Here is an 11,350-nt window from a genome sequence, read left to right on the forward strand (position 1 = left end):
ACCCCATCCCCAGCCCCCGCCGTCGATGGCTCCTCGACCGCCGTACCCTGCCGAAGACGAGACCGCGGCCCGGCCGATGCCCAGCCTCCAGGGATGGCGGTCAAAACCGCACAGTTCAGACCAACGGACCCAGGCCGCCCCCGTCGTCACCGGCACCGGTTGGCCCAGCCAGCGCGGGCTGTCCCCCGCCGGCCAGGGTCCCGCCGGCCAGGGCGCCGGTTCCTCGGGCTTGCCGTCGTACAGCCAGCCGTCGCAATCTCAACCCACGAGCCAGCCACGCAACAAGCGCAAGACGTGGACCGTCGCGGCCGTGGTCGCGGCCGTCATCCTAGTGGTGGCCGGCCTCAGCGCGTTCGTGGCCACCAGACCGAAAGGCTCGACACCGCCGCAGGGTCAGGTGGTGCTGCCCTTCAACGGGCTCAACTTCCGCTTCTCCCCGGGCGGGGTCGCGGTCGACGACCAGGGCACCGTTTACGTCACCAACCAGACCATGTACGGCCGGGTGGTGACGTTGCCGGAGGGCTCGAGTACGCCGACCGTGAAGCCGTTCAACGGGCTGTACGAGCCGCAGGGCCTGGCCGTCGACGGCTCCGGAACCGTCTACGTCAGTGATTTCAACAATCGGGTGGTGTCGTTGGCGGCCGGGTCGAATCGCCAGGTCGAGCTGCCCTTCAGCGGACTCAACTATCCCGAAGGCATCGCAGTGGACGCCCAGGGCGGCGTGTATGTCGCCGACCGTGGCAACAACAGGGTGGTGAAGTTGGCGCCAAGCTCGACCAGCCAGACAGTACTGCCGTTCAACGGTCTGAAGAACCCCGACGGTGTGGCCGTGGACACCGACGGGAATGTGTACGTCACCGACACCGACAACAATCGGGTGGTAAAGCTGGAAGCCGGCACCAGCAATCAATCCGTACTGCCGTTCACCGGCCTGACCGCACCGTGGGGTATCACCGTGGACGGTGCCGGCAACGTCTATGTCACCGAACACGACAACAACGCGGTGGCGAAGTTGCCGGCCGGGGCAACCGCGTCCACCGAGCTGCCGTTCACCGGCCTCAACACCCCCCTGTCGGTTGCGGTCGACAAGAAGGGCAACGTCTACGTCGCCGACCGCGGCAACGGCAGGGTGCTGAAACTCGCCCAGGGCTCATAGGCAGGCCGGGCGCGCCGGTTGCCACTATCGAGCGCCTATGAGACGAATCCCCGCCCGGATCACACCGATTGTCGACGCTCGGGTGGACACGAAGCGAATCCCCGCCGCGATCACGTTGATCACCGCCACCAGGATGATCAGCGTCAGCGCGGCACCCCAGACGCGCAGGAAGCCGGCGTGTTCGGGGTTGGTGAGTTCGGTGTAGATCAGCAACGGCAGCGAGGCCATGTTGCCGTTGAAGACGTCGAGGTTGATCGAGCGGCTGTAGCCGACCAGCACCAGCACCGGGGCGGTCTCGCCGATGATGCGCGCCAGCGCCAGCAGCACACCGGACACAATGCCCGGCATGGCGATCGGAACGACGATGCGCACGATCGTCTTCCATTTCGGAACGCCCAACGCATAGCTGGCTTCGCGCAGCTCGTCGGGCACCAACCGCAGCATCTCCTCGGTAGAGCGCACCACGACCGGCAGCATCAACAGCACCAGCGCCAACGACACCGCGAAGGCGCTCTGCTGAAATCCCAGGGTGGCGATCCACAGACTGAAGATGAACAGCGCCGCCACAATCGAGGGCACCCCCGCAAGGACGTCGACCATGAACGTGGTCACCCGCGCCATCCGGCCGGTGCCGTATTCGACCAGGTAGATCGCGGTCATCAGGCCCAGCGGCACGGCCAGCACGGCCGCCACCCCGGCCTGCACCAATGTCCCGTACAGCGCGTGGTACACACCCCCGGCGAACTCCTCCGGCAGTACGCCGCGCAGCGAATGAGTCCACCAATCCAGCCGGATGATGGCATACCAGCCGCGCTCGATCACCACCCACAACAACCAGACCAGTGGCACCAACGCGATGGCGAACGAGCTGAAGAACACCACGGTCGCCAGGCTGTTCTTGATCCGCCGCGCCAGGCTCAGCGGACGAAACACCACCGCTTTGACCGGCCGGTCGAGGGCGTCGATGCTCATCCGTTGACCTTCCCGCCGGCCACGGCGCGCGCGGCGGCGTTAACCACGAAGGTCAGGACGAACAGCGCAAACCCGGCCGAGATGTAGGCGCCGGTCGGCAGTGGTTCGCTGAACTCGGACGCTGCGGAGGCGATCTTGGATGCAAACGTGTAACCGCCGTCGAACAGCGACCACTTCCCGGGCCGGGCCGCCGACCGCAGGATGATCAGCACCGCCACGGTTTCGCCCAGCGCACGCCCCAACCCCAGCATCGACGCGGCGATCACGCCGCTGCGGCCGAACGGCAGCACGGTCATCCGCACCACCTCCCATTTCGTCGCGCCCAGCGCCTGGGCCGCTTCGATCTGGATCAGCGGCGTCTGCCGGAACACTTCTCGGGATACCGAGGTGACGATCGGCAGGATCATCACCGCCAACACAATCCCCGCGGTGAAGATGGTGCCCCCACCGGCCAGCGACACATTGCCCTTCTTGAACAAGAACAGCCAGCCAAGGTTGCGGTTGAGAAAATCTGCCACCGGCTCCAGCTTTGGCGCCAGCACGAAGATTCCCCACAACCCGAAAACGATCGACGGCACCGCGGCCAGCAAATCCACAATCGCGCCGAACGGGCGCGACAGCCTTCTGGGCGCATATTGGGTGAGGAACACCGCGATCCCAACAGCAACGGGTACGGCCAGCACCAGCGCGGTTATCGAACTGAGCACCGTGACCATGAACAGGTCGCGGATGCCGAACGCCAACTTCTCGTCGTCGGCCGTGTTGAATTCGGCGCTGGTGAAGAAATTCACGTGGTTGGCACGCAACGACGGGACGGCACGAAGCAACAGGAACACCGCGATCAGCGCGATTGCGACCACGATCGTCAAACCGGCGGCCGATGCCGCCAACTTGAACAGCCGATCCGCCCGCCGTGACGCGCGCGCGTCGACCGCTACCAGCGCAGGCTTGGCCAGCGGGCCTCGGACCACGTCGACCCCAGATCAGGCGATGGCGTTCACCGCGGTCGACAACCTCGACTTGAACCCGTCCGGAATGGGGATGTAGCCGTTGTCGGCCAGCCCATTCTGACCGGCGCCGATGGTCGACTGCAGGAACGCTTTCACCGCCGTACCGACTTGGGAGTCAGGGTATTTGGAGCAGACAATTTCGTAGGTCGCCAGCACGATCGGGTAAGAACCGGGCTGCGTCGGCCGGTAGAACGACACCGTGTCCAGCACCAGGTCGTTACCCTGCCCCTTGATCGTGGCTCCCGCGATCGTCTTTCCGACCGACTCGGCGCTGATGGCCACCGCTTCGGGACCGGCCGTGGTGACGATCTTGGCCATGTTCAGGTGCTGCGCCTGAGCGAACGACCACTCGTTGTAGGTGATCGACCCTTCGGTGCCCCTCACCGCGGCCGACGTGCCGTCGTTGCCCTTAGCGCCCTCGCCGACACCGCCTGCGAACGCCTTTCCGGCGCCCTTGCCCCACGCGCCGTTGGAGGCGGAGTCAAGATAGCGCTGGAAGTTGTCCGTGGTGCCGGACTCGTCGCTGCGGAACACCACGTGAATGGGGGTCGCGGGCAGGTTGGTGCCCGAGTTGAGGGCCTGGATCGCCGGATCGTTCCAGGTGGTGATGGCGCCGTTGAAGATCTTTGCCAGACTGGGACCGTCCAGGTTCAGCGAACTGACGCCGCTGATGTTGTAGGTGACCGCGATCGGACCGAACACCACCGGCAGATTCCACGCCGGCGAGCCGCCGCAGCGCTGTTGCGCCGCCGCGGCCTCGTCCGTGTTCAGCGGTGAATCCGAACCACCGAAATCGGTTTGGTTGCCGTTGAATTCGCTGATTCCGGCGCCCGAGCCATTGCCGGTGTAGTTGAGCGTCTGACCCGGGCAGGCCTGCTCGAATGCCTTGACAAAGCGGGTCATCGCGTTGGCCTGGGCCGTGGACCCGCTGGCCTTGAGTGTCTTCTTCCCGCCGCAGTTCACGTTGCCCGACGATTGGCCTGCCGTCGAGCCGCCCCCACTCGGGTTGTCGCTGCCGCACGCCGACAAGAGCAGAGCCCCCGAAGCCAGGATACTCAGCGTGGCGCCAAATCCGTTGAGTTTCAATTCAATTCCTAACGGTAGACATTCGGGGACCGCACCTAGGCACGGCCCGCAAACCAGCCGCTTTCCTCGCAGCCACGAGGCTACCGTAACAATCGGCAGTCTTAAACCAGTTCATCAGTCAGCCGCCGTGCAGACACATGGCGTTCGTGAAGCCGCGCCTGCCGGCCAATCACATTTGCGACTCGCGCGAGCCGATCGGGGTATCCGGACCCGTTACATCTTTGCGCCGTTGTGAGAAAGTAGAACCCGTTCCAGAAATACCTGCAGCCGAGACGGGCGAGGCGCCGCCGTCTCGGCCGACAACTGAAACGAGGCCGCTGTGATCCTCGACAGGTTCCGTCTCGACGGCAAAGTCGCCGTCATCACCGGAGGTGGTCGCGGCCTGGGCGCGGCGATCGCGTTGGCTTTCGCCGAGGCCGGCGCCGACGTGGTCATCGCCTCGCGAACGCGATCCCAGCTGGACGAGGTCGCGCAAGGGGTGCGCGCCATCGGACGGCGCGCCCACGTCGTTGCCGGCGACCTGGCCCATCCCGAGGTCACCGCGGAGCTGGCCGGTCAGACGGTCGAGGCGTTCGGCAAGCTGGATATCGTCGTCAACAACGTCGGTGGCACCATGCCGAACACGTTGCTGACCACCGCTACCAAGGACCTCAAGGACGCCTTCACCTTCAACGTCGCCACCGCCCATGCGCTGACCGTCGCCGCCGCGCCGTTGATGCTGGAGCACTCCGGGGGCGGCAGCATCATCAACATCACGTCGACCATGGGCCGGCTCGCCGGACGTGGTTTCGCCGCCTACGGAACCGCGAAGGCGGCCCTGGCCCACTACACCCGGCTGGCGGCTTTGGACCTGTGTCCGCGCATCCGGGTCAATGCGATCGCACCTGGGTCAATCCTCACCTCCGCGCTGGACGTGGTGGCGGCCAACGACGAGCTGCGCGCGCCGATGGAGCGGGCCACACCGATGCGCCGGCTCGGCGATCCCGTCGACATCGCCGCCGCCGCAGTGTATTTGGCCTCCCCCGCGAGCAGCTTCCTGACCGGCAAGACGTTGGAGGTCGACGGCGGCCTCACCCACCCCAACCTCGACCTTCCCGTCCCGGACCTGTAAGCCCGTGACCGCGAGCAGTCCCAAAAGCCCCCGCACGTCCGGCGTGTCGGGGGCTTTTGCGACTGCTCGCGGTCTTACCGCAACCTCCAAAGGAGCCAGCATGCCCATACCCGTCGTCCAGCTCGGCACCGGCAACGTCGGCACCCATTCGCTGCGGGCGCTCATCACCAACCCGGCCTACCAGCTCACCGGGGTGTGGGTGTCGTCGGATGCCAAGGCGGGAAAGGACGCGGCCGAGCTCGCCGGAATCCCGCAAGCCACCGGTGTCAAGGCCAGCACCGACCTCGACGCGGTACTGGCCACCGGACCGCAATGCGCCGTCTACAACGCGATGGCCGACAACCGGCTCTCCGAGGCGCTGGACGACTATCGACGGGTCCTGGCGGCCGGGGTGAACGTCGTCGGCAGTGGACCGGTTTTCCTGCAGTATCCGTGGCAGGTTATTCCCGACGAGCTCGTCAAGCCACTCGAAGATGCTGCGCGCGAAGGTAATTCGAGCCTCTATGTCAGCGGCATCGACCCGGGCTTCGCCAACGACCTGCTGCCGCTGGCACTGGCCGGCACCTGTCAGAGCATCGAGCAAATCCGTTGCATGGAGATCGTCGACTACGCCACCTATGACAGTGCCGTCGTCATGTTCGACGTGATGGGATTCGGCAAGCCGATCGACGAGGTTCCGATGCTGCTGCAGCCCGGCGTGCTGAGTTTGGCGTGGGGTTCGGTGGTGCGCCAACTTGCCGCCGGGCTTGGTCTTACCGTTGACGTCGTCGAGGAGATGTACGTCCGCGAACCGGCTCCGGAGGCCTTCGACATCGCCTCGGGCCACATTCCCGAAGGCAGTGCCGCCGCGCTGCGGTTCGAGGTGCTGGGTCTGGTCGACGGCGCGCCCGCCGTGGTGCTCGAACACGTCACCCGGCTGCGCGCAGACCTGTGCCCGGATTGGCCGCAGCCCGCACAGCCGGGCGGCTCGTATCGCATCGAGATCACCGGCGAACCCTCGTACGCCATGGACATCTGTCTGAGCAGCCGCCACGGCGACCACAACCATGCCGGACTCGTCGCCACAGCGATGCGGCTGGTCAACGCGATCCCGGCGGTGGTGGCCGCCGAACCGGGTATCCGCACGACGCTCGACCTGCCCTTGATCACCGGTAAGGGCCTATACGTCGCGGGTGACTAATCGGACCGCACGCGGTGGCCCGACAACCGGGCTTGAGCTAACGTCACTTTCCTATTCGAGGTCTATGCAAGGTTCTATTCGGGGAGCGGGATCAAAGGTCGGTGAGTTGGCGCAGGACACCCAGGCTTCGTTCAAGACCAGCTGGTATCTGCTCGGACCGGCCTTCGTCGCGGCCATCGCCTACGTCGACCCCGGAAACGTCGCCGCCAACGTCAGCTCCGGCACCCAGTTCGGCTATCTACTCCTGTGGGTGATCGTCGCCGCCAACGTGATGGCCGGCGTGGTCCAGTACCTATCGGCGAAGCTGGGGCTGGTGACGGGCGACTCCCTGCCCGAAGCGATCGGCAAGCGAATGGGACGTCCGGCCCGGCTGGCCTACTGGGCGCAGGCCGAGATCGTGGCGATGGCAACCGATGTGGCCGAAGTCATCGGTGGGGCTGTCGCGTTGCGCATCCTGTTCGACGTGCCGCTGCCCGTCGGCGGGATCATCACCGGCGTCATCTCGATGCTGCTGTTGACGGTGCAGGACCGCCGCGGCCAGCGCTTGTTCGAACTCGTCATCACCGGTTTGCTGCTGATCATCGCCGTTGGCTTCACCGCCAGTTTCTTCGTCGCGACGCCACCATCCGATGCCGTCCTGGCCGGCCTGATCCCTCGGTTCCACGGAACCGAGAGCGTGCTTCTGGCCGCTGCCATCCTTGGTGCCACCCTCATGCCGCACGCGGTGTATCTGCATTCGGGTCTGGCCCGCGACCGGCACGGGCATCCCGAACCGGGGCCGTTCCGGCGGCGGCTGCTGCGGGTCACCCGCTGGGACGTAGGCCTGGCGATGGTGATGGCCGGCGGGGTGAACGCCGCCATGCTGCTGGTCGCCGCGCTCAACATGCGCGGTCGCGGAGATACCGCGTCGATCGAAGGCGCCCACGCCGCCGTGCATGACACGTTGGGTGCGACGATCGCGGCGCTCTTCGCAATCGGATTGCTGGCGTCGGGTCTGGCGTCGGCGTCGGTGGGCGCCTATGCCGGGGCGACGATCATGCAGGGATTGCTGCACTGGTCTGTTCCGATGGTGGTGCGCCGGCTGATCACGTTGTGCCCTGCGGTGGCGATCCTGGCGATCGGCTTCGACCCCACCCGCACCTTGGTGCTCTCGCAGGTGGTGCTGTCGTTCGGAATACCGTTCGCGGTGCTCCCGCTGGTCCGGCTGACCAGCGACCCGCAGGTGATGGGCAGCGATACCAACCACCGCGCCACCACCGTCGTCGGCTGGGTCGTAGCGGTCATGATCAGCCTGCTGAATGCGGTGTTGATCTGCCTGACGGTGGCGGGATAATCAGACCGTTGTTCGGCCGGCATAACCGGATGTGGGGACGGTCGATTTCCGGAGGCACCGCGGGGCTGTAAGCCCGGCGACCGGCCGACCGGGGTGCCCGGTACGGCAGGATGGATGGTGTCGTCATCCCCTGGGGCTCGCCGGAGGTCGATTTTGCTACATGGCATCCACGTCACGATCTCATGCTGACCGATCCGACGGTGGCCGGCTGAATGGCCACCGGTCGGCAGCCCTACTTCGCCTACGGCTCCAACCTGTGCGTGCGGCAGATGGCGACGCGCTGCCCCGACGCGAGTGATCCGCGGCCCGCGGTGCTGTCGGACCACGACTGGTTGATCAACCAGCGCGGGGTAGCCACCGTCGAGCCGTTCACCGGAAGTCAGGTGCACGGGGTGCTCTGGCAGGTCTCCGACCACGACCTGACCGCCCTGGACAGCGCCGAGGGAGTGCCGGTCCGCTACCGGCGCTACCGGTGCAGCGTGCATACCGGCACTGGACCAACGACGGCCTGGGTGTACATCGACCACCGGGTAACCCCGGGCCCCCCGCGGCCCGGCTATCTACCCCGCATCATCGACGGCGCCGTCCACCATGGACTACCGCAACGCTGGATCGACTTTCTGCACCGTTGGGACCCCGCGCGCTGGCCGCGGGCCAACCCGCCAGTCACTTCTGAGCCTGCGCCGCAATCACTTTCGGCGCTGTTGCGTGGACCCGGAGTACGCGAGGTCAGCAGGCTGCGGTCGCGTTTCGGATTTCTTGCCATCCACGGCGGCGACCTGGAAAAGATGACCGACGTGATCGCCGAACGCGCCGCCGCGGCCGCCCACGCATCGGTGTACCTCGTTCGGCATCCCGACCGATATCCGCATCACCTGTCCTCGGCCCGGTTCGACCCCGCGGAGTCGGCGCGGCTCGCGGAGTTCCTGGACCACGTCGATGTCGCGGTCTCGCTGCACGGTTACGGCCGTATCGGGCGGGGAACACAGCTGCTGGCCGGGGGCTGCAACCGCGCGCTGGCCGCCCACCTTGCCCGACACCTCGACCTGCCCGGCTACCAGGTCGTCACTGATCTGGAGGCCATTCCGCTGGAGCTACGTGGCCTGCATCCCGCCAATCCGGTCAACCGGGTACGCCGCGGCGGAACCCAACTGGAGCTGTCGGCGCGCGTCCGGGGGCTCAGCCCGCGCAGTCCCCTGCCGGGACCCGCCGGTCTGTCCCCGGTCACTGCCGCTCTGGTGGTAGGACTGGTGGCCGCGGCGCGTTCCTGGTAAGTGCCGTCGCGGCGAGTGAACGGAGGTTGTTGGTGGCCAAGGACTTTCGCTTCGGACTCAGCGTTCGCTTCATCAAATCGCGGATGGCGCTGCAGGAGAAGGTGAGGCGGGCCGAAGATCTGGGGTTCGACATCCTTAGTGTGCCCGATCATCTCGGTGCGGCGGCACCGTTTCCGACGCTGACCGCGGCGGCCATGGTTACCACGAGGATCCGGCTGAGCATGTACGTGCTCAATGCCGCGTTCTACAAGCCGGCCCTGCTCGGTCGCGAGGTCGAGGCGCTGGACCTGCTCAGTGACCACCGCCTCGAGGTAGGCCTGGGCACCGGTTACGTCCGCGAGGAGTTCGACGCCGCCGAATTGCCCTACCCCAGCGCCGGAGCCCGGGTGGACCACCTCGCACACATGACGACCTATCTGAAAGAACATCACCCTGGGGTGCCGATCCTGATCGCCGGAAACGGCGACCGGGTGATGACGCTGGCCGCCCGGCACGCCGACATCATCGGACTGACCGGCGCCCGGGTTCACCACGCCGAGGACCCGCTGGCCGAACGGGTCGAGTTCGTCCGCAGGGCCGCGGGCGAGCGGTTCGACGCGCTCGAACTGAACCTGGCGATCACGGCGGTGCCGGCCGAGGGTGAGCGCATCCCGAACTTGGCGATGACCCGCAGGTACGCGCCGGAGTTGTCCGACCAGGACATACTGGCGCTGCACTCGGTGCTCAGCGGGTCGCCCCGGGAGATCGCCGACGCGTTGTCCGGTTACCGCGACAGCTATGGGGTGACGTCGTTCACCGTGCAGGACAACCACATGGACAACTTCGCGAAGGTGATCGCGGAACTGCGCTGAGTCGCTTTCCGACGAGGGCAGCGCCGATGGCCGGGCCTGCTCGACGCGTAGCGAGCCGTAGCATTCTTTGCTACGAACTGCTACGATCGGCTCATGACCAGGACAATCGCGCAACGCGATCTCCGTAATGACAATGCGAAGGTCATCGATGCGGTAGCGGCAGGTGAGACGTTCGTCGTGACCCGCAATGGCGAACCGGTGGCCGAACTTCGCCCGATTCGGGCTGTTCGCCGCACCTTCATCACTCGCGGTGAAGTCGCGGCACTGGCCGGCGCAGCGGTGCGTATCGATCATCGTCAGTTCCGCGCCGACCTCGACCGGTTGATCGACCAAGGCCTCTGAGGTGACGTCCGGCCTCTTGGATACGTCGGTCGTCATCGACTGGCATGACCCGGCGGTCGTCGCCGCACTGCCCGACGAAATGGCGATTTCAGCAATCACGGCTGCCGAGCTGGCCGCCGGTCCGCTGCTGGCCACGACGCCGATCGAGGCGGCCAAGCGCCAGACCCGATTGCAGGAGGTGGAATCGAGGCTGGAGCCGATCCCGTTCGACGGGGCCGCCGTGCGCAGTTACGGGCTCATCGTGGCCGCCGTGGTGCGCGAAGGGCGGAACCCGCGAAGTAGGTTCGCGGATCTATTGACCGCCGCGACCGCGCACGCCAATCGCCTCGATCTCTACAGTCGAAACGCCGAGGACTTTTCTGGGCTCGAGACACTGATCCGCGTCGTCGCGGTCTGACACCAACGCCCCGTACCCGGCAACGACCGCAGGGCCGAGGGCGCTACGCCGGTTAACGGCCACGCCGCAGTTTCCCTCTGCCGCAACGCAATAGCGGGCGATCCGGATTGCTGACCACAATCACGAGCCGGCCGCCTTGCCCGTCGACCCGACGAGACTCGCCCGACCCAACCACCGTGCGCTTCTGGCATGCATGGATGTTGCGCCGCCCCGGATACACTGACACCGCCCCAACACCGACGGCCAGCAGCGCCCTCGCGGCCCTCGGCGCTTCGCCCTCGTAGCTCAGGGGATAGAGCACGGCTCTCCTAAAGCCGGTGTCGCAGGTTCGAATCCTGCCGGGGGCACCAGTTAGATGTGTGTTTTTGAGTGGTCCGGGCTATATCCGGGCTATTTCGGTGGTGCGCTGTCGGATCGCCGCCCTACCCTTGTCGGCACTATGACCGGCGTTCTCGATCTCTCTGACTCCCGTGCGCGCATCACAGAGGCCAAGGCCCAGTACGGCGAGCTGAAGGCCTGCCAGCAATATCGCCAGGTGCTCTACCTGTCGGCCAACGAGCTGTTCGACCGGATCACGATCGCCGAACGCACCGACCAGAAGAAGCGCTGCCTCGCCACGCTGGTCAAGGTCGACCTGC

At 66.3% G+C, this 11,350-nt stretch carries 12 protein-coding genes and 1 tRNA gene; 10 read left to right on the forward strand and 3 right to left on the reverse strand.

Annotated elements, in window-relative coordinates:
* The coding region (locus EET03_RS22105) for an NHL repeat-containing protein (protein WP_279637732.1) at positions 1-1,156 on the forward strand (1,156 nt) is incomplete at its 5' end.
* Between the two features lie 24 nt (positions 1,157-1,180).
* Here EET03_RS22105 and pstA read toward each other — a convergent pair.
* Genes pstA through pstS form a run of 3 tightly spaced genes read right to left on the reverse strand, consistent with a single transcriptional unit; the run spans position 1,181 to position 4,224 of the window.
* Positions 1,181-2,128: a phosphate ABC transporter permease PstA gene (gene pstA, locus EET03_RS22110; protein ID WP_075541496.1), complete on the reverse strand. Its 948-nt coding sequence runs from the start codon at positions 2,126-2,128 to the stop codon at positions 1,181-1,183.
* On the reverse strand, positions 2,125-3,099 hold the full coding sequence (gene pstC, locus EET03_RS22115) for a phosphate ABC transporter permease subunit PstC (protein WP_075541497.1): 975 nt from the start codon (positions 3,097-3,099) through the stop codon (positions 2,125-2,127). Before pstC ends, pstA begins: the two co-directional genes overlap by 4 nt.
* Before the next feature lie 12 nt (positions 3,100-3,111).
* Complete coding sequence (gene pstS / locus EET03_RS22120) at positions 3,112-4,224, reverse strand: phosphate ABC transporter substrate-binding protein PstS (protein WP_075541498.1); 1,113 nt, start codon at positions 4,222-4,224, stop codon at positions 3,112-3,114.
* Positions 4,225-4,543: 319 nt separating this feature from the next.
* Here pstS and EET03_RS22125 point away from each other — a divergent pair, with 319 nt between their 5' ends.
* The 9 genes from EET03_RS22125 to EET03_RS22165 all read left to right on the forward strand — a co-directional run.
* A complete protein-coding gene (locus tag EET03_RS22125; protein WP_075541499.1) occupies positions 4,544-5,335 on the forward strand; it encodes an SDR family oxidoreductase in 792 nt (263 codons plus the stop codon).
* A 100-nt stretch (positions 5,336-5,435) separates the two neighbouring features.
* On the forward strand, positions 5,436-6,515 hold the full coding sequence (locus EET03_RS22130; protein ID WP_075541500.1) for an NAD(P)H-dependent amine dehydrogenase family protein: 1,080 nt from the start codon (positions 5,436-5,438) through the stop codon (positions 6,513-6,515).
* A 64-nt stretch (positions 6,516-6,579) separates the two neighbouring features.
* A complete protein-coding gene (locus EET03_RS22135; protein WP_099193735.1) occupies positions 6,580-7,848 on the forward strand; it encodes an Nramp family divalent metal transporter in 1,269 nt (422 codons plus the stop codon).
* 212 nt (positions 7,849-8,060) lie between these two features.
* Positions 8,061-9,122, forward strand: coding sequence for a poly-gamma-glutamate hydrolase family protein (locus EET03_RS22140; RefSeq protein ID WP_075541502.1), 1,062 nt, complete (start codon positions 8,061-8,063; stop codon positions 9,120-9,122).
* Positions 9,123-9,148: 26 nt separating this feature from the next.
* Positions 9,149-9,973, forward strand: coding sequence for an LLM class F420-dependent oxidoreductase (locus EET03_RS22145; RefSeq protein WP_082274482.1), 825 nt, complete (start codon positions 9,149-9,151; stop codon positions 9,971-9,973).
* 93 nt (positions 9,974-10,066) lie between these two features.
* Positions 10,067-10,315, forward strand: coding sequence for a type II toxin-antitoxin system Phd/YefM family antitoxin (locus EET03_RS22150; RefSeq protein ID WP_063472345.1), 249 nt, complete (start codon positions 10,067-10,069; stop codon positions 10,313-10,315).
* 1 nt (position 10,316) lies between these two features.
* Positions 10,317-10,712, forward strand: a complete 396-nt coding sequence (locus tag EET03_RS22155) for a type II toxin-antitoxin system VapC family toxin (RefSeq protein ID WP_063472344.1) — start codon at positions 10,317-10,319, stop codon at positions 10,710-10,712.
* Between the two features lie 274 nt (positions 10,713-10,986).
* Positions 10,987-11,062, forward strand: a tRNA-Arg gene (locus EET03_RS22160).
* Positions 11,063-11,151: 89 nt separating this feature from the next.
* On the forward strand, positions 11,152-11,350 hold a 199-nt coding region (locus tag EET03_RS22165; RefSeq protein ID WP_136625748.1), incomplete at its 3' end, for a hypothetical protein.

Source organism: Mycobacterium innocens (genome assembly GCF_900566055.1).
GTDB classification, from domain to species: Bacteria; Actinomycetota; Actinomycetes; order Mycobacteriales; family Mycobacteriaceae; genus Mycobacterium; species Mycobacterium innocens.

Bases quoted from the DNA above. Each gene is read 5' to 3' on its own strand.
- pstA (WP_075541496.1), bottom strand. From the start codon at position 2,128: ATGAGCATCGACGCCCTCGACCGGCCGGTCAAAGCGGTGGTGTTTCGT.
- EET03_RS22135 (WP_099193735.1), top strand. From the start codon at position 6,580: ATGCAAGGTTCTATTCGGGGAGCGGGATCAAAGGTCGGTGAGTTGGCG.
- EET03_RS22140 (WP_075541502.1), top strand. From the start codon at position 8,061: ATGGCCACCGGTCGGCAGCCCTACTTCGCCTACGGCTCCAACCTGTGC.
- EET03_RS22130 (WP_075541500.1), top strand. From the start codon at position 5,436: ATGCCCATACCCGTCGTCCAGCTCGGCACCGGCAACGTCGGCACCCAT.
- EET03_RS22150 (WP_063472345.1), top strand. From the start codon at position 10,067: ATGACCAGGACAATCGCGCAACGCGATCTCCGTAATGACAATGCGAAG.